An 18,349-nucleotide genomic window follows, 5' to 3' on the forward strand; every position below is an offset into this window, starting at 1 on the left:
CAGGCGTCAGTCCAAGACCCGCGCAAGCCCGATCCTGCTCCTCCCGGTCATCCGCCGTCGATTTCATCCAGAAGCGCCAGCGTCTTGTTGGCGTGGGCATAAGCGGCGCCGGCCCGCATCTCGGCCGCGACCCAGATCGCCTCCATGATCTGCTCATTGGTTGCGCCCTCACGCTTGGCGCCCTTGGTGTGGCCTTCGATGCACCACGGGCATTGGGTCACATGCGCCACCGCAAGCGCGATCAACTGCTTGGTGCGCTTGTCCAGCGCGCCGTCGGCAAGCACGGCCTTTGACCAGGCTGCGAAGGCATCGTCGATGTCGGGTGCCAAGGCATGCCGCCTGGCCGCAAGCGCGGCACTGGCCTTGGGCAGGGTGATGTCGGACATGATCTCCTCCGTTTCAGGCATCACTCGCAATGGTTGTCGTTCGCGTAGTCATGAGCGCAGGTCAGGCGGCCGCTTCACTCGATTAGATGCGATACGCCGGAAAAAGTTCCCCTGCATTTGCGGGCCGTCGTTCTCACGCAGCCTGCGTCCGTTCCTGCCGTCTGTCTTCCCCCCGGGCCGCTTTCGCAGCGCGTCCGCAACGGTTCGGATTCACCACCACCGTCCTCGTAGCCTCGGCCTTAAGCGTCGAGAACCCCTCCTTGCGCTCAGCGTCCGCCTGAATCGAAGCCGCAGACGTCATCAGATCAGCTCACGGATTTCCCTCAGACGCCGGTACCTGCGAGAGCAAGGAGGGTAAGCCAACCTCTCGGTAAGTAGCTCTCTGGCAAATTGTGCCCGGCACGCGCAACTCTGAGGACTGTCCGGTACCAAGCCGTCAAGTCACGATCCTGACTGACTCCAGAAGTCGGATCACATGATCGGGTCCGACCGGGACGATACTCAGAGCATGTCATCGGGTTCCCAGGTCAACTCTCAGGGACCTTCGGGGCCATTGGCCAGCACCCGGCCCGAGAAGGTTTCGAGCGAAAGGGTGTCGCCGTCCTAGGGCGGCTGTCCCGCTTCTTGGGTCAGGACCATGGGGGTGGACAGTGCCGATCCCGGCAGAATGCCAGAAATGGTTGGCGCCATTGCAATCTCTCTGAAGCATGGCGCGCAACGTCACGATGGCGTTGCGGCGGAGACCTCCTCCTGCGCCATGCCGGGAAACGGGCGCGGGCTGGCAAAGTTCCTGCGACCAAGGCACACTCGACCCGAGACGGAAGGCCGGAATTGCCGTAGCCTGAGTGGCAGTGCGGAAGGTCTTCCTGCTGCAGAATGCGCGCAGGACCCCTAGATACGGAGGATGAGATGTCGGACTTCACTGTCGGTTACTTCGTGGGCAGTCTCGCGAAAGGCTCGATCAACCGCAAGCTCGCCAGGGCGCTCGTGCGGCTGGCGCCGGCCGGGCTGGAGATGCGCGAGATCCCCTTCGGGGACCTTCCGCTTTACAGCTATGACTATGACAGCGACTACCCGCAGGTCGCGCGGGACTTCAAGGCGGCGATCGCAGACGTGGACGCCGTGCTGTTCGTCACGCCGGAATACAACCGCTCGATCCCCGGCGCGCTGAAGAACGCCATCGACTGGGCCAGCCGGCCCTACGGGCAGAACGCGTTCACCCGCAAGCCCTCGGCGATCATCGGCACCTCGCCCGGCGCGATCGGCACCGCCGTCGGCCAGCAGCACCTCAAGAGCATCCTGGGCTTCTGCAACTCGCCGATGATGAACGCGGTCGAGGCCTATATCCAGTTCACGCCGAACCTGATCTCTGACGCAGGCGAGGTCAGCGTGCCGGGAACCGAGGACTTCCTGCGCAACTACATGCAGGAGTTCAGCGACTTCATCGGGCGCGTGCTGAGCGTCTATCCGCGCGCGAGCTGACGCGGGAAGCGCCGATTAAGCAATGCGGAGCCGCTCACAGGTCACGGTGCACCGGTTGGCTTGCCTCTGCGCAAACAAATCAACTCGGGAGTGAGACCATGATCGGGAAGTCGATCCGTAGAACGAAGGGGCGGGGACGCCTATTCGACTCCATCCTCGACACTGTCGGCGACACCCCGGTGATCCGGGTGAAGAATCTCGCGCCCAACGGTGTGCGCCTCTACGTCAAGGCCGAGTTCTTCAACCCGGCAGGCTCCGTCAAGGACCGCCTCGCGCTGAACATCATCGAGGCGGCGGAACGCGCCGGCACCTTGCAGCCCGGCCAGACCGTGATCGAGGCGACCAGCGGCAACACTGGCATCGGGCTGGCCATGGTCTGTGCGCAGAAGGGCTATCCGCTGGTTGTGACGATGGCCGAAAGCTTCTCGGTCGAACGGCGGCGGGTGATGCGGATGCTTGGCGCCAAGGTGGTGCTGACCCCCCGCGCGCAGAAGGGAACCGGCATGTACATGAAGGCCGTGGAGCTGGCCAACGAACACGGCTGGTTCCTGGCTCGGCAGTTCGAGACACCCGCGAATGCCGATATCCACGAGGCAACCACGGCGTGCGAGATCATCGGCGATTTTGCTGGCGACAGACTGGATTACGTGGTCACGGGCTACGGCACCGGCGGCACGGTGACTGGCCTCTCCCGCGTATTGCGCCGTGAACGACCCGAGACGAAGATCATCCTGTCAGAGCCGACGAATGCCGCTCTGGTGTCCAGCGGCCTCGCGCAGGAGCGCGGGCCAGACGAAGCGCCCGCAGCCAGTCATCCTGCATTCGAGCCTCATCCGATCCAGGGCTGGACGCCGGACTTCATCCCCTTCGTGCTGCAGGAGGCGCTGGACAACGGCGGTTATGACGAGTTGATCCCGGTCTCTGGGGCTGACGGCATCGCATGGGCCAGGAAGCTTGCAAGCCGGGAGGGCATCATGACGGGGATCTCGGGCGGGGCGAGCTTTGCGGTCGCCATGCAGATCGCCGAGCGTGCAACTGAAGGCTCCGTGATTCTGGCCATGCTGCCCGACACCGGCGAGCGGTACCTGACCACGCCGCTGTTCGAGGCGATCCACGAGGACATGGACGATGAGGAGCGTGCACTGTCGCTCTCCACGCCCGGTTATCGAATGGGGTGAAGCGGACCAACAGGAAGGAAAAATGGGGATGCCCGCTGAAATCGACGCCGTCCCACCCTGGCCCGCCAAGGCGGAACCTCTATGCGCGAGGCCTATGGCCCACGACAGTCGCCAGGATGACGCAACGCCAGAGCACTCGTCCACTGGCGCAGAGATTGGGAAACCTGTCTACTGGAACGAGGCCCCGCCACTGGTGCGCCGCCTGGTCAGCGAGGCGGTTGGTACATGACCGGCCCTGCGGACAGTACTGTGGCGCTCGCGGCGCTGGTGCGAGCCCTGTTGTCGAGCCAGGTGGCCGGTGCGTCCTGCCTCACTTATCAGGAGCTCGCGAAAGCGCTTGGACTGGTGCCCCCCGGCACCATCTCCCAAATCGCCGCCGCGCTCGAGCAAACGATGCGAGAGGATGTCGAAGCGGGGCGGCCCATGGTTGCGGCTCTGGTCGTCAGCCGCATGAATGGTCTGCCGAGGCGCGGTTTCTTCGATCTTGCGGTCGAACTGGGTCGCTTTCCGGCCGATGCGGAACGTCATTATGCGGCATGGCAGTCGGAATGCACCGCAGGTTTCAAGAAGGTCCACGGCAACGGCGCCTGACGTAGCTGCGCGAAGGAGAACGCCTTGGATGACCCGACCTCGAACCAGCGCATCGAGGTTTGTAGCAAGACGGCGGATTGGGTCACTGAACCGAGTCAGGTTTGCCGGAGGCTCCAATTCCCGAGTAGGCTGGAGCATCATGAGCAAGACGACGAACAAGTTTTCCCCTGAAGTGCGCGAGCGCGCGGTGCGGCTGGTTTCTGATAACGAGGGTCAGCATGGCTCTCGCTGGCAGGCGATTGTGTCAATCGCGGCGAAGATTGGCTGTTCAGCACCCTGAACGAATGGGTGAAGAAGGCCGAGATCGACAGTGGTAGGCGAGCAGACATCCCCCGTGGTTCTGGAGTTGAGATGCTTGTCCTGGTGACCTGCGAGGTGATGACACTGGACCGGGAAAAAGCGCTTGCGTCATGCGCGCCCATCTGCGCGGCGCGGAACGGATCTTCGTCGACGAGACCCCCGCGCCGATGCTGGACCCGGGCCGGAAGGCCACGAAGAGCGGCCACTTCCGGGCCGCCGGGTCCGACGACCGCGGCCATGGCGGTGCGGGCCCGCCCCTCGTCCTGTTCCACTATGCTTCCGGCCGGGGAGGGGAGCATCCGCTGAAGTTCCTCGACGGATACCGCGGCCGCTTGCCTCGCAATGCGATGCCTGCCAGTCTTGCAACGCGCTCACCGGGCGTGCGCGAGGGTGGCCCGTGGCAACTGGCTGTTGCTGGACCCATGTCCGCCGCCGCTTCGTCAATCGCTTCAAGAACGTGCACTCGCCGACCGCTGAGAAGATGCTGCGTCAGATCGCGCTGCTCTATCAGATCGAGAAGGCCGTGCGTGGCAACGGCGCGGCCATCCGTCTAGTCGTTCGGCGCGAGCATGCGGCACCCGTCGTTGCCGCGCCCGGACCATGTCTCGAGGCCCAGCTCTCGCGCATCCCGCAGAAATCCCAATTGGCCGAGGACATCCGCTATACCCTCGCGCACTGGCCCGGCCTGATCGTTCGGCAAAGCCTTGTCCTCGACGACGGCATCCTTGAGTTGGACACCAACCCGGTCGAGAACCAGATCCGTCCGATCGCCCTGACCAGGAAAAACGCCCTCTTCGCGGGCAAAGAGGTCGGCGCCGAGAACGGGGCGATGCTGGCCTCGCTGGCCGCCACCTGCAAGATGTCCGGCGTCAACCCGGTCGGCTGCATCGCCGATACTCTCCGTGCCATCCCCGACGGCCACCCGAAATCCCGCATCGAAAAATTCATGCCTGGGGGCCGCACACTGCTGTCAGGCCTCACCGCACAGGGACCCGCCGCCACGCTTACGGACGAGTCAGTCTAGAGACAGCCAGCTTTTCGATCGGTAGCAGGTCTCACGCACCGCCCTGAGCCTTCCCTTATCCCGGTCGGCCGGAAGCAGGCGGGATGCCGCGATTACTGCGGCATCCTTCAATCTGTGAGACTCACTGCCCGGTGTCGATCACGCCGCTGGATGGGATAAGAGTCACCCTCACCAGTTCGCTGGCAGGCAGGTTCTCGTTCACCAAGTCCTCGCTGCTGTGGATCGTGCCGGCAGGCACCTCAACGGTGTATTCCGCCTGGACCACAACAGAGCCGTCGTCCCGGTCCCCGTGGTCACTCGGATCCACGAGCTTATCGGCTTGCGCCGCGGTGGCGGCCAGGCCGAGGACGGCCAAGGCAACTGCAAACGTCTTCATGGCGATTTCCTTTCTCTGCATGAGTTGGCGCTTCGCCATGCCGCCATGAGGCAGAAAGGAGGAAAGGAAGGTGAAGACCGAACAGGAAGTTTCCACGGTCCTTTCGTCGATACATGAGCCAGACAGTACGTTTGATCTGCACTGGCAGGGCGCGCATGGTCTTCAGGACCACGACCCAGGTACCCGTTGCCGCGCTGCAGGCCCTCATCGCTCCCGTTGTCTGGTGTTATCTGAGCGGGTTCGGTGATCTGGCTCACTTGCTGGCCATCACCCGGCATCTTGTCATCGGCACCCATCGTTGGGTCCTCCAAGAGACCCCGCGGGAAGTGTTCACGGAGTCGTCGCATATATAGGAAGCGCAGAACCTTTTTTCATCACTTCGTCGAAAATAATCATGACCGGTTTCTCGTCTGCGCGATGAGCAGGCGGAATGCCAAGACGCCGCCGCTAGAGCTAGTTCGGGCAATCTGCATAGGGGGGTGAGTGGATCATCCGGGCGTCCTCGGCATGATGCCGGGGGCGGGGAGAGGCCATGAGCAGACGACCGGGCCGGAACCACCGCCCGGCTTTCAAGGCGCAGGCAGCGCTGGCCGCCATCAGGGGCAGGAAGACGCTGGCCGGACTGGCCGGGCAGTTCGACGTGCATCCGGACCCAGGCCACGCAGTAGCGCAGGCAGCGCCTGGACGGCGCCTCCGGGGTGTCCGGGGCGCGGGGGGGCGGCCGCGGTGGATCCGGCATCGGCGGTGGAGGTGAGCACGCTGCACGCGAAGAGCGGCGAGCTGACGCCGGGGAAGGATTTCTTGTCCGGCGCGCTCGGGCCGGGGCCGGTCTGCTGCCGGGCGCAGGACGATGATCGACCGCGACCATGGGCTGGGCGTCAGCCGCAAGGCGAAGGTGCCCGGGATCAGCGGGGGCCGCGCCTGCTACCTGCCGCGGCCTGCCTCGGCCGCCGATCCCGCGCTCATGCGCCGGATCGACGCACTTCATCCTGAGCATCCCTTCGCGGGCAGCCGGATGCTGAAGGGCCTGTTGCGGGCGGAGGAACACGAACCGGGCCGGCTTCACGTCTGCCCGCTGAGGAAGGGGATGGCGAGCCCGGCGCTCTGCCGCCCGAACACGTCAAAGCCGGTGCCGGGCCACAAGATCTCTCCTTGTCTGGTGCGCCATCCGGCAGTGACGGGGCCAGGCCAGGCCTGGGCAATGGACAATCACCTCCATTCCGATGGCGAGGGCTTTGTCCACCTGACCGCCGTCCTCGGCTGGTTCAGCCGCAAGGTCCTCGCCCGGCGGCTGGCGATCACGCGGTCACCGGACTTCTGCATCGAGACCCTGAAGGACGCGCTCGGCCGCTCCGGCCGACCGGAGATCTTCAACAGCGACCAGGGCTCGCAGTTCACCGGTGTGGCGTTCATCACGGCGCTGAAGAACGCCAGGGTCGCCATCAGCATGGACGGCAGGGGGTCGGCCCATACGCCGAGGGCGCGGCAACGCCTTCGTCGAGCGGCGCTGGCGGACGGTGAACCGAAGGACCGCGCAGCGAAATACAGAGGAGGTGTCCCGGCGCCCCTGCGGCAGCGTCTCCGGGACCGGGGCCTCGATCGGCCGCTATGTGGGCTTCTGCAACATGTGTAACCGCCCCGTGCGCAAGAGGGATCTTCGGAGCTGATCTTGACGCGGTGTCGGGTGCTGACATGTGTCCGGCCTCTGATGCGGCCTTGCTACACGCCGCGGGCCCGTATGGTGTTCGCGGATCAGGCCCCAAATCAACGCCGCGTGCTCGATGGCACTTTGTTGCAGGCTGGTTCCTCTGACCCCGTCTCACGACCGTTGCGCCAAACTGCTCCTTGCCCTCTTCCGCTCCGACGTCCTCGCGACCGACGGGCGGCTTACGCCGCTACGGCCGGAGCCCGGTAGACACCACCCCTGCGCATCAGCGCCCAGACGATGCGCGCCATCTTGTTGGCCAGTGCCACCCGCACCAGCATTGGCGGCTTGCGCATCAGCATCCCCGCCAGCCAGGTGCCTGGCCGGGCTGCAGCGTGGACATGGCGCTTGATGATGATGCTGTTGGCGCCGAGGATCAGCAATCGCCTGAGGGACCGTTCGCCCATCTTCGTCGTCGCCCCGAGCCGCTGCTTGCCGCCCGTCGAATGCTGCCGCGGCGTGAGGCCGAGCCAGGCCGCAAAGTCCCGTGCCCGGCGGAATGTCTCGGGCGGCGGAGCCAGGACCGCGATGGCTGTGGCGATCAGCGGCCCGATGCCGGGCACCGTCATCAGACGCCGGGCGACCTCGTTCTCTTTCGCGTGACGGGCGATCTCGACATCGAGCTGTCCGATCTCCGTCTGGAGGTGCCTGAGGGCCGCAACCAGCACCGTCAGCGTGGCGATGGCGTCTGCTGGCAGGCCGCTTTCCGGATCCTCGACGATGGCAATCAGCCGCGCGGTGTTGGCCGCACCCTGGGGCACGATCTGCCCGAACTCGCCCAGATGCCCGCGCAGGGCATTGATCGCCTGTGTCCGCTGCCGGATCAGAAGCTCGCGCACGCGGAAGACCATCGCGGCTCCCTGCGTCTCTTCGCTCTTCACGGGCACGAAGCGCATCGTCGGGCGCTGTGCGGCTTCGCAGATCGCCTCTGCATCAGCAGCATCATTCTTCTGGCGCTTCACGAAAGGCTTCACGTAGGCAGGAGGGATCAGGCGCACCTCATGGCCCAGCTTGCTGATCTCTCGGCCCCAGAAATGAGCGCCGCCACAGGCTTCCATTGCCACGACGCATGGCGGCAGCTGGCTGAAAAACTCCAGCACGTGATCCCGCCGCAACTTCTTGCGCAGCACCGCCTGGCCAAACGCGTCGGCCCCGTGCGCCTGAAACACATGCTTCGCCAGATCGAGCCCGATCGTAGTAATCTTCGACATGACCGCTCCCCTGTGTGGATCGTCGCAGACCCACCTTGGCACATCGATGCCGTCGGGGGGCGGTCACATCATCAGCACCAGGCCGCATTCGTCGCCCGGCGGGCAGACGCCTGATCAGCCTGTCTCAGCCAGCCGATGCCAATCCCGGCGGCGGCGCTACCAGGACGGAGATCCACTTGGCAGCACACCCGACACTGGTCAGACGAAGCAAGCCAGCTCTCCTGAGATTCGGACCTCTTTGACGGGAGCGACACTGAAGGGTGCGGGAGATTGCACGCTCCCCTCGCGCGTTAAGATGTCAGGCGGGCGAGTAGCTGAAGCTCATCGTCGGCGTTGCGGATGTCTCGACCCAGACGCTTTTCGTCACCGAATAGGCTTTCAGGGCCTCGCGACCCGAAGACCTGCCGTAGCCGCTCTTGCGGAAGCCGCCGAAGGGCGACATGACATTGATCGTCTTGTAGGAGTTGATCCAGAATGTCCCGGCCCGAACCTTGCCGGCGATCCGGTGGGCGCGGCCCACATCCTGGGTCCAGACTGCGCCGGCCAAACCGTAGTTCGTAGCATTGGCGATCGCCACGGCTTCGTCCTCGTCCCCGAACGAAGTGACGCCGACCACCGGGCCGAAGACCTCCTCGTTGGCGATCTCCATGTCTCGCCTGACCTCGTCTATCACGGTCGGTGCGTAGAAATACCCCTCGGGGAACGCCTCCGGGCGCTCTCCTCCGGTGATGATCCGGCCTCCCTCGGCCGCGGCGCGACGCACCATCAAGCTGACCTTCTCGAACTGGCGCAGGTTGTTGATTGGCCCCATCAGGGCCGTGCGGTCAAGCGGCATGCCGACCGGAATGCGGGTGGTCGCCTCCGCATAGCGGCGCATGAACTCGGCGTGGATGTTCCGGTGCACCAGCAGACGCGAGCCGGCGACGCAGCTCTGCCCGGCGCCGCCGAAGATCGCGGCCTGAGAGCCGACGATCGCGCGGTTCAGATCGGCGTCGTCGAAGATGATGTTGGCCGACTTGCCGCCGAGTTCGAGGATGCAGGGCACGATGTTGCGAGCGGCTGTCTCGGCGATCTTCGCGCCTGCCGCGGCCGAACCCACGAAGACCACCAGCCGCGTCTCGGGATGACTGATCGCATACTGGCCCGCGGTCGGACCCGCGCCGGCGATGACGTTCACCAGGCCGCGCGGCGCGCCGGCCTTCTCACAAAGGACCCCGATGACCAGCGAGCTGTGCGGCGTCAGCTCGGACGGCTTGAGGATCACGCCGTTGCCCGCACAGATCGCGGGGGCGACCTGCCAGCCGGCCGTGAAAAGCGGCGCGTTCCACGGCGTGATCTGGACCACGACGCCATAAGGCTCAGGTCGGGTGTAATTCAGATGTGTGGTCGGGACCGGAATCACTTCGCCATGCAGCTTGTCGCACCAGCCCGCGTAATATTCGAACATCTCGGCCACCCGGATGACCTCGCCAGAGATGTCGCGGATCAGCCGTCCGGCAGAAATTGCCTCCAGTTCGGCAATCGCCTCCGCGTTTTCGCGCAGAAGTTGGCCGATGCGGAACATGATCCGCCCACGCTCAGAGGCGGTCTTGGCCCACCATTCGGCCTGGGCCTGGACGGCAGCCGCGGCTGCCGCATCGATGACGTTGGCGCCCGCATCGGCATAGGTATCCGCCAACTTGCCGGTGGCGGGATCGTAGAGCTCGATCGAATCGCCGTCGCCCTTCTGTGCCTCGCCGCCGACAAAGCTTGCGAGTCCATCGAAGCCGCAAAGCTGCTTCATCAACTGTGCGACGCGGGCGGCAGTGTCGAATTCGGGAACGGTGTTCATGTCAGTGCGTCTCCGCCTTGGTGCGCTGGCCGAGTGCGGGATCGCCCAGCCTGGTGAAATCCTCGTCATTGGCGATGCCGGATGCGTCCTCGGCCCAGATCTCCTGAGCCAGCTTCGCCATCGGCAGGTCGGCTCCGACCTTGCCGGCCAGGTCGAGGGCCAGACGCACGTCCTTGCGCATCAATCCCGCCGAGAAGCCACTGCAGAACGACCCGGAGAGAACCCAATTCGGGAAATGCACCTCGGACAGCATCGAGCGTCCAGACGCCGCATTGACCACTCGCAGCGCATCGGCGGCGCCGACGCCGCTCGCCTCGGCCAGGCGCAGCCCCTCGGCAGTGGTCAGCATGTGGCAGGCAACCAGCATGTTGTTCACGAGCTTGGCGACATTCCCCGCGCCACTGCCACCGACATGGAGGATCTTCGTCCCCATAGCCTCGAAATGGGGCAGCGCCTCGCGGAAATGTGCCTCGTCTCCCCCGACCATGAACGACAGTTGGCCGCTTGCAGAGCCGCTCGGACCGCCGCTGACGGGCGCGTCCAGAAATCCGTGTCCACGCGCGCCCAGCGCCTCAGCCAGATCGCGGCTGACCTGCGGCTCTGAAGTGGAGGTGTCGATGATGATCCTGAAAGCCATGTCGTCGGTCAGGAGCCCGGAGTTGTCGATCACGCTTCGCACGTGCTGCGCGGCAGGCAACGAGAAGATGATGACCCGGCTATTGCGGAACACCTCGGCCGGGGACTCTACCACCGTTAGTCCGGCTTTGGCCGCCTTGGCGCGACGGGCGGGATCGAGATCGAAGCCGATGACGTCAAAGCCCTTGCCAATCAAGGTCTTGCCCATGGGCAGACCCATTGCACCAAGTCCGATCATGCCGGTGCGCAATGCGTCATGTGTGGTCATGCGTGCTTCCCTGCGGTTCGTGGCGGCCGCAGCATGCGCAGCCGCCTGTCGTGCCATCCTATCCTTAAGGATCACGCGGCGTGCAGAACACGAGCCGCGCACGCCGCGTTGCCCTCAGGGCAACGCCGCCGGCGAGAAGGCCGACATGCGGGCAGCAAGCAGCGTGGCCACGGCGTCAACTGATCTCGGCAGCCGCCGCCGCGCACGTACGATCGCATGGGCGCTTGCACTGAGCAGCAGCGGCTCATCGACATCGAGGATCTTCAGCTCGCCCCGCGCCTCTTGGATGGTGGCCGAGAAGCGAGGCAGGAACGTCACGCCGAGGCCGGCCGAAACGAAGCGGATCAAGAGGGCAATCGACTCGGTCTCTACAACCGGGTGCAGTGACAAGCCATGATCGCTGGCTGCCCGGGCCAGCAGCTGATGGATCCCATGACTTTCGTTCAGCAGCGCGAGCGGTTGCTCGAGCACGTCTGCAAGCCACAGTCTGGAGCGGCCGATCAGCGAGGAGGAGACCGGTACGATCGCGCAAAGCGGCTGCCGCCCGATCGCCAGCGATCGCGTCCCCGGAAGCAGGATGGGGTTATAAGCGAGAGCGATGTCCACCTGGTCCTGGATGACGAGTTCGACCAGCCTGTCGGTGCCAGCAGTGGTGATCTGGTAGCGCAGGTTCGGGTTGGTGCTCATCAGCGCCGCCAGTCCGTTCTGCATCAGATCGGCCGCAAATCCTTCGCCGACGCCCAGCCGGATCACCCGCCGCGTGTCGTTGCGATACTGGCCGATCAGTTCACGGACATAGTCCTGCTCGTTGTGCAGGTGGTTGGCGTGGTCGAGCAGCAGCTTGCCCGCCTCGGTCAAAAGCATCCCCTGCGAATGTCGTTCGAAAAGCTTCACGCCAAGTCGGATCTCCGCGTCCGAGATCTTGCGGCTGATCGAGGAGGTCACGACGTTCAGCCGCTCGGAGGCGCGCCGGATAGATCCTTCCTGCGCCACCACGGCGAATTCGCGCAGGAACCGGTGGTCGAAAGCGTCCATGATCGTCTTGTTCCTCAATTCCCGAACGCGTCCAGACGCTGCCGTTCCTGCAGCAGTGACGCGTGGCGGAAAAGATCTGCGGCGGCTTCGATGAGCGTTCCGTTGGACATGACTTTGATCCGGTTCGGCGCGACGCGGCAATGATGCGTGCGGCACACGGAGCAAGTCCAGCCGGTCCTATAGGTGCGCGAGGATTGCCCGAGGGGCAACACCGCGTTGCCCAGCAGCGTGCTGCCGGGTCATGTGCGAAGCGGGTTAGCCTTCGGCACTTGCATCGATCCACGGGAGGGGCTTGATGACCAATGTTTTCTCGCGCGACGCGTTGCCACTGCATCTGCTGGTGCTGGTCATCGTTGTGATTTCCGAATTGATCGGCATCATCCGGCTGCCGATCGGGATTGCCACGGTGATCCTCCTGCCGATCCTTTATGCCTTTGCAATCGGGATCGCACTCAATCCGGTCATCAACAAGGCGACACGACAGGTTCTCACGGCGCGCTCCAGCAAGATCGCGGGGGCGATGATCATCGTCGCGATCATGCCCTTCATCGCGCGTTTCGGCACCACCGTCGGACCAGCGATGGGGGACATCATCGCCGCCGGCCCGGCTCTCATCCTTCAGGAGATCGGCAACCTCGGCACGATCGCTGTCGCATTCCCTGTGGCCGTCTACCTGCTCGGCATGGGACGGGAAGCGATCGGCGCGTCCTATTCGATCGACCGTGAGCCGAACCTTGCCCTGATCGCCGAGAAATACGGGCTGAACAGCCCCGAAGGCGCCGGCGCCATGGGTGTCTATGCCACCGGCACGCTGATCGCCACCTTTGTCTTTGCGATCATGCCGCCTCTCATCCATGCACTCGACATCTTCGACGTCCGCGCGCTGGCGATGGCCTGCGGCGTCGGCTCGGGCTCGATGCTGGCTGCCTGCACCGGCGGCCTCGTCGCAGTGATCCCCGAACAGGAGGAAATCATCCTTGCGCTGGCCGCGGCCAGCAACATCCTGACCTATGCCACCGGGCTTTATGTCGCCGTATTCGTGGCCTTGCCGCTGACCGAGTGGCTTTACCAGCGCGCCCGTCCCAACGATCCGGCCAATCCGACCAAGGGAGAGAAAGCATGACCCAGGCGACCGAGATGCATGACCTAGCGGATGCCATCGCAGATGATGAACGGTCGGACATCCCCGTTGGCGACAAGATGGCGATGCTGCTTGTCGCCGGGGTTATCGGGCTGGTGGCGAACTGGGTTGCAACCGGGACCTTACCCGGAGGGGCACTGCCGGGAATGTTGTTCCTTCTGGTCGGCTCGGCGATCGGGCTGATGCTTGCGCAGGTCATCCGGATCGGCCTTCCGGCAGTGGCTTGGGTGTCGCTGATTGCGGTGCTCGCAACCATTCCGGGGGTTCCCGGCTCGGCCTGGGTGACGGAAGCCGTCGGAAAGCTGAACTTCCTCGCGCTGGCGACTCCGGCGCTGGCCTATGGCGGTCTGGCCCTGACTGCACAGGAGTTCCACATCGCCCGGACCTCTGGCTGGAAGATCGTGATTGTCGCGCTCTGCGTGATGTTCGGGACTTATATCGGCTCGGTCATCATCGCCCATCTGACCTTGGGGCTGACGGGCTGACGGTCTCCAGATCAAGGCATCCATAAAACCAAGTATTCAAGCCGGCGGTATACGCGCAAAGCTAAAATGTCACCGCTGAGCAAAGCAGGAATGTCACTCTCCCCCGGTTGAAGCATGATCCTCGGGGGACGAACATGGGATGGCTGGTGATGAGCGAACGCGAGCTGAACCGGATCGAGGTGCTGTCGGAGGTTGGGACTGGCCGGTTGCGGGTTGAAGACGCCGCCGGCCTGCTCGGCCTGACCCGGCGGCAGGTATTTCGGCTGCTGGCGCGGTTTCGGGCGGATGGCCCGGCCGGGCTGGCCCACCGTGCGCGCGGACGTGCGCCGAACAACGCCCTGTCTGCCCTTCATCGGGAGCAGGTGCTGGCACTCGTTCGGACGCAGTATGCCGATTTCGGTCCGACGCTTGCGGCCGAGAAGCTGGCCGAGCTGCATGACATCCATATCTCGCACGAGACCTTGCGCAAATGGATGATCGAAGACGGTTTATGGGTCTCGCGCAAGCAGCAGCGGGTGCTGCACCAGCCGCGGCTGCGGCGCGAGGCCCTGGGTGAGCTGGTCCAGATCGACGGCTCGGAGCATCGCTGGTTCGAGGATCGGGGCCCCGCCTGCACGTTGCTGGTGTTCATCGACGATGCGACCGGCCGGCTCATGCATCTCCGGTTTGTCGCCTCCGAGAGCACCTTCAGCTATTTCAATGCGCTGGAGGGCTACCTTCAGGAGCACGGCCGGCCCGTGGCCTTCTATTCGGACAAGCACAGCGTGTTTCGGGTGAACCGCACCGAGGCGCGCAGCGGCCATGGCATGACGCAATTCGGCCGGGCGCTGAACGAGCTGAACATCGAGATCCTCTGCGCCAATTCCTCGCAGGCCAAGGGCCGGGTCGAGCGCGCCAATCGCACCCTGCAGGACCGTCTGGTCAAGGAACTGCGGCTTGCCGGGATCGCGGACATGGCAGCCGGCAATACGTTCCTGCCCGGCTTCATCGCGGCCTTCAATACCCGCTTCGCCCGCATCCCGCGCCGGTCGGACGATCTGCACCGTCCCCTGAACGTCGAGCCGGAGCGGCTCCGCGACATCTTCTGCCTGCGCGACGAACGCCATGTCGGCCAGCAGCTGGCGCTGTCCTACGACAGGAAGCGCATCATCCTCGAACCGAACCACCTGACGCTCGGCCTGGTCGGCACATACGTCGACACCTACGAGTTCCCGGACGGCCGGCTGGAGATCCGGGCCAGGGGCGTGTCCCTGCCCTGCCGGATGTTCGACAAGGAGCAGCGCGTCACCCACGCCGCGATCACCGAGAACAAGCGCCTGACCGAGGTGCTGGCCTTCATCCAGACCCAGCAGGACCAGGACCCGCCCAGGGCGCGGCGCGTCGGCAAGCAGCGCACCCGCTATGAGCCCAAGGGCACCGTCGGACCTGGTCGCACACCTCTGCTGGTCAAGGCACGTCGAGCGCAGGTCGAAGCCAGAACGAACTGAACGCCAGACGGAGCACTGGATCCGACGGCCGCTCAAGGCAGCCGGTCAGGGCTGCGATGGCGGAGGTCTCCGCCCTGCCCGGCTGCCGGCATCGTGGCGCCCGGTGACATTCCTGAATTGCCAGCAAGGGTGACATTTCTGGATGGTTGCAACAGACTGTGGTGCCCGCCGGCTGGCGCGTTATAGGCTCTAGTCTCCTACGTGCATGGCGTATTGCTGGCCCTGATGCTCACGCTCCTGCGCAAGCGCGGCTATGCGCCCTGCCGCGCGCGCATCGGAAAGCGCCTTTTGGTGAGCAAAAGGAATTCCCGCGGCTGCGCCGACGCCCTTGAGGGACAAACTCCTAACTCGGATGCTTTCTCTGATAAGACCGAGCGAATTCTTGCCGGAGCCTGTGCGCATGAAGCTGAAAGCTGAGCGCTCTACCGCCCTGCAAGGACGGGCGCTGGGCTTGTCCCTGAACCGCTGCGACGGTCTGCCGATCCTCCACATTCACGCCTACGGCTGCTCGTCCTCGCCGGAGAACAGTTCGCGCAGCCCCGTTACCAAGATGTCGCGGCAGGCAGCTTCATCCTGACCTGCCAGGGCACGCGCCTCATCAACTATGGCCCGCAGTTGCTGCACTTTATCGCCTGCCTCGGCGACCGGCGCATGGCCGGGCGCCTGTGTCGGCTGGGGCTCATCAGGTGGAATGTTGGTTGCCGTCTCGTCATTCCCCGGCGCGTCAGTACCGGTCATGGCACGTGCCTCGCGTGCGCCTGCTACCGCTTGCCCGCCGGAGGATGCAGCAATGGATTCCCGTGACGCCTGGTCCAGCACCTCGTCCATGAACGCAAGATGGTCGGCGCAATCGGCTGCGGCCGAGGTGGTTAACACGGCGATGAAAGCGGCACTCAGGGCAAGACGGAAGCGGATCATGTCACTCTCCTAGCTGCTCAGCTGGTTGCCGACCGGCAGGCGGCGGATCCGCTGGCCCGTGGCGGCGAAGATGGCGTTGGTGATGGCAGGCGTCACGGGGGGCAGGCCGGGCTCGCCTACGCCGCCGAGCGGCTGACCATAATCCTCGCCGCCGACCAGATGAACGTGGATCTCACGCGGGGCGGTATCCATGCGCGGGACCAGGTAGGTGTCGAAGTTGTCCTGCTGTGCCCGTCCTTGCGCGAAGGTGATCTGCGAGGTCAGCGCCTGGCCCGAGCCCATGATCACCGCGCCTTCCATCTGGGAACGGATCCGATCGGGATTCACGTGGGGGCCGCAGTCGATGGCGAGATGGGCAGCGGGGATGCGCACGTTGCCGGCCTCGTCGACCTCGACCTCGACCACCACGGCGACGTAGCTGACGAAGCTGTAATGCGCCGCAAGCCCAAGTCCGCGCCTCGCGGGCATCTCTCGACCCCAGCCGGCGGCCTCGGTCGCGGTCTCGATCACCCGGCGCAGGCGGCCGGTATCCACCGGATAGCGTGCCGGGTCCTCTCCATAGTTCCAGACGTCGCCAAGCTCGGTCGGGTCGATCTTCCGCGCGGGGCCGATCACCTCCAGCAGATAGTCGCGGTGGTCGCGGCCCGCCTCGTGGGCCAGTTCGGCGATGAAGGACTGAATCGCGAAGGCATGCGGGATGTTCGAGACCGAGCGATACCAGCCGATCCGCGTGTGCGCCTGAGCCTTGGGATTTTCAGCGCGCACGTTGGGGATGTCGAGCGGCATGTTCGTCAGCCCCATGCCCAACTCGAACGGCAGCTTCTGCATGGGGTCGGGGGCGAAGATCGACCCGATGGTCGGCGCCGCCGTGCGGTGAAGCCAAGCGACCGGACGGCCGCTGTCGTCCAGCCCTGCCTCCAGCCGCTCGACGGATACGGTATGGTAGAAGCTGTGATGCAGGTCGTCGTCGCGCGTCCAGACCACCTTGACCGGCGCCCCGTCCATTTCACGGCTGAGGATCGCGGCCTCGATGGCGAAGTCGGGCTTGGACTTGCGGCCGAAACCGCCGCCCAGCAGGGTGACGTTCACGGTGACATTCTCGGGGGGAAGGCCCAGCTTCTCGGCAATGCGCACGCGTGTCACCTGCGGCGCCTGCACGCAGGCCCAGACCTCGCAGCGGCCGTCCCGGATCATCGCCAGCGCGGCCGGAGGCTCCATCGGCGCCTGCGCCAGATGGGGGATGTAGTATTCGGCCTCGACCTTGCGCGGCGCCTCTTGCAGCGCTGTCAGGGCGTCACCCTGGTTGCGCACGACCGCGCCGTCGCTGCTGCGCGCGGCCTGTTCCAGTTCGGCCTTGAAGACCTCGCTGTCATAGGCGCCGTGGGGGCCGTCCTCCCACCGGATATTCAGCACATCGCGCCCACGCATGGCAGCCCAGGTGTTCGTCGCGATCACCGCCACGCCACCCAGCGGCTGGAACTCGGAAGGCTGGGGCGGCGGATCGATCATCACGACGCGCTGCACGCCGGGCACCTTCAGCGCGGCCTCGGCATCATGGCTGACAGCGCGACCGCCGATGACAGGCGGGCGCGCGACCACCGCGAACAGCATGCCCTCGGCCTTTGCATCCATGCCATAGACCGCGGCGCCGGTGACGATGCCGGGATTGTCGATCAGCCCCACATCGTCGCGGCCAATGTAGCGGAACTTGTCCGGTGACTTCAGCGCCAGCGACTCGCGGACGGGGATCTCGCCCTCGGCCGCACGCGAGGCCATGTCGCCGTAACCGGCCTGCCGGCCGGAGGCAGCATGGCTGAGAGCATGGTTCTCGGCCGTGACCTCCTCCACCGGAACGCCCCATTCCGCGGCGGCGGCTTCTCGCAGCATCTGGCGCGCGGCGGCACCGGCACGCCGCATCGGCTCGAAGAAATGCCGCAGGCTGCGCGAACCGTCAGTATCCTGGTTGCCGAAGGTCGGCTCGTCTGCCGGTGCCTGGGCAACGCGCACCCGGCTCCAGTCCGCCTCCAGTTCATCCGCGACGGCCATGGCGATCGAGGTGCGGACCCCCTGTCCCATTTCCGCACGGTGGACCGTGACCGTCACCGTTCCGTCGGGATCGATGGCGACGAAGATGCGCGGATCGTCCCGCCAGCCATGCGGCATCGCGTCAGCGCCGAACTTCAGCGGCTCCTCCTGCTCCTGCGCCAGGGAAGGCAGGCCCAGCGAGATCACCAGCGCGCCTGCCCCCAGTCCCAGCAGGACTGCACGCCGGCTGACATTTTCCAGAGCGGCCAT

Annotated in this window: 16 protein-coding genes and 2 pseudogenes; 10 read left to right on the plus strand and 8 right to left on the minus strand. The window is 65.2% G+C overall.

Annotated elements, in window-relative coordinates; translation table 11 throughout:
* Positions 1-47 precede the first annotated feature (47 nt).
* On the minus strand, positions 48-386 hold the full coding sequence (locus JGR78_RS02950; RefSeq protein ID WP_182793715.1) for a carboxymuconolactone decarboxylase family protein: 339 nt from the start codon (positions 384-386) through the stop codon (positions 48-50).
* 909 nt (positions 387-1,295) lie between these two features.
* Here JGR78_RS02950 and JGR78_RS02955 point away from each other — a divergent pair.
* From JGR78_RS02955 to JGR78_RS18360, 6 genes and pseudogenes are all read left to right on the plus strand, one after another.
* On the plus strand, positions 1,296-1,868 hold the full coding sequence (locus JGR78_RS02955; protein WP_182793714.1) for an NADPH-dependent FMN reductase: 573 nt from the start codon (positions 1,296-1,298) through the stop codon (positions 1,866-1,868).
* Positions 1,869-1,966: 98 nt separating this feature from the next.
* On the plus strand, positions 1,967-3,046 hold the full coding sequence (locus tag JGR78_RS02960) for a PLP-dependent cysteine synthase family protein (RefSeq protein WP_182806068.1): 1,080 nt from the start codon (positions 1,967-1,969) through the stop codon (positions 3,044-3,046).
* Between the two features lie 225 nt (positions 3,047-3,271).
* A complete protein-coding gene (locus JGR78_RS02965) occupies positions 3,272-3,637 on the plus strand; it encodes a hypothetical protein (RefSeq protein WP_182806066.1) in 366 nt (121 codons plus the stop codon).
* Between the two features lie 139 nt (positions 3,638-3,776).
* Positions 3,777-3,967: pseudogene (locus tag JGR78_RS02970) on the plus strand (IS3 family transposase); the annotation flags it as partial.
* A gap of 137 nt (positions 3,968-4,104) precedes the next feature.
* Positions 4,105-4,209: pseudogene (locus JGR78_RS18355) on the plus strand (hypothetical protein); the annotation flags it as partial.
* Positions 4,210-4,334: 125 nt separating this feature from the next.
* Positions 4,335-4,961 (plus strand): transposase, encoded by a 627-nt coding sequence (locus tag JGR78_RS18360; protein ID WP_256435017.1) that lies wholly within the window; start codon positions 4,335-4,337, stop codon positions 4,959-4,961.
* A gap of 121 nt (positions 4,962-5,082) precedes the next feature.
* On the opposite strand, the gene JGR78_RS02985 is transcribed toward JGR78_RS18360, so the two are convergent.
* The gene (locus JGR78_RS02985; RefSeq protein WP_182793941.1) at positions 5,083-5,337 is read right to left on the minus strand and encodes a hypothetical protein; all 255 of its coding nucleotides are present in this window, start codon (positions 5,335-5,337) and stop codon (positions 5,083-5,085) included.
* Positions 5,338-6,187: 850 nt separating this feature from the next.
* On the opposite strand from JGR78_RS02985, the gene JGR78_RS02990 reads away from it, so the two are divergent.
* Positions 6,188-6,970 carry a DDE-type integrase/transposase/recombinase gene (locus JGR78_RS02990; protein WP_200559422.1) on the plus strand — a complete coding sequence of 261 codons (783 nt, stop codon included), beginning with the start codon at positions 6,188-6,190 and terminating at the stop codon, positions 6,968-6,970.
* A 254-nt stretch (positions 6,971-7,224) separates the two neighbouring features.
* Here JGR78_RS02990 and JGR78_RS02995 read toward each other — a convergent pair whose 3' ends face one another.
* From JGR78_RS02995 to JGR78_RS03010, 4 genes are all read right to left on the minus strand, one after another.
* The gene (locus JGR78_RS02995; RefSeq protein ID WP_182806115.1) at positions 7,225-8,253 is read right to left on the minus strand and encodes an IS110 family transposase; all 1,029 of its coding nucleotides are present in this window, start codon (positions 8,251-8,253) and stop codon (positions 7,225-7,227) included.
* 298 nt (positions 8,254-8,551) lie between these two features.
* On the minus strand, positions 8,552-10,084 hold the full coding sequence (locus JGR78_RS03000) for an aldehyde dehydrogenase family protein (protein WP_182806113.1): 1,533 nt from the start codon (positions 10,082-10,084) through the stop codon (positions 8,552-8,554).
* A 1-nt stretch (position 10,085) separates the two neighbouring features.
* Entirely contained in the window at positions 10,086-11,045 is a 960-nt protein-coding gene (locus JGR78_RS03005) for an NAD(P)-dependent oxidoreductase (RefSeq protein ID WP_182793815.1), read from the minus strand.
* Positions 11,046-11,102: 57 nt separating this feature from the next.
* Positions 11,103-12,023 carry a LysR family transcriptional regulator gene (locus tag JGR78_RS03010; RefSeq protein ID WP_182793814.1) on the minus strand — a complete coding sequence of 307 codons (921 nt, stop codon included), beginning with the start codon at positions 12,021-12,023 and terminating at the stop codon, positions 11,103-11,105.
* Between the two features lie 295 nt (positions 12,024-12,318).
* Here JGR78_RS03010 and JGR78_RS03015 point away from each other — a divergent pair, with 295 nt between their 5' ends.
* From JGR78_RS03015 to JGR78_RS03025, 3 genes are all read left to right on the plus strand, one after another.
* A complete protein-coding gene (locus JGR78_RS03015; protein ID WP_182793812.1) occupies positions 12,319-13,146 on the plus strand; it encodes a DUF3100 domain-containing protein in 828 nt (275 codons plus the stop codon).
* Complete coding sequence (locus tag JGR78_RS03020; protein WP_200559424.1) at positions 13,143-13,649, plus strand: hypothetical protein; 507 nt, start codon at positions 13,143-13,145, stop codon at positions 13,647-13,649. Before JGR78_RS03015 ends, JGR78_RS03020 begins: the two co-directional genes overlap by 4 nt.
* 134 nt (positions 13,650-13,783) lie before the next feature.
* Entirely contained in the window at positions 13,784-15,136 is a 1,353-nt protein-coding gene (locus JGR78_RS03025) for an ISNCY family transposase (RefSeq protein WP_200559425.1), read from the plus strand.
* A 498-nt stretch (positions 15,137-15,634) separates the two neighbouring features.
* Here the strand turns inward: JGR78_RS03025 and JGR78_RS03030 are convergent, their stop codons facing one another.
* Both JGR78_RS03030 and JGR78_RS03035 read right to left on the minus strand, forming a co-directional pair.
* Positions 15,635-16,054, minus strand: a complete 420-nt coding sequence (locus tag JGR78_RS03030) for a hypothetical protein (protein WP_182793730.1) — start codon at positions 16,052-16,054, stop codon at positions 15,635-15,637.
* 9 nt (positions 16,055-16,063) lie between these two features.
* On the minus strand, positions 16,064-18,349 hold the full coding sequence (locus JGR78_RS03035) for a molybdopterin cofactor-binding domain-containing protein (RefSeq protein ID WP_182806111.1): 2,286 nt from the start codon (positions 18,347-18,349) through the stop codon (positions 16,064-16,066).

This window comes from Paracoccus sp. MC1862, assembly GCF_016617715.1.
GTDB lineage: Bacteria > Pseudomonadota > Alphaproteobacteria > Rhodobacterales > Rhodobacteraceae > Paracoccus.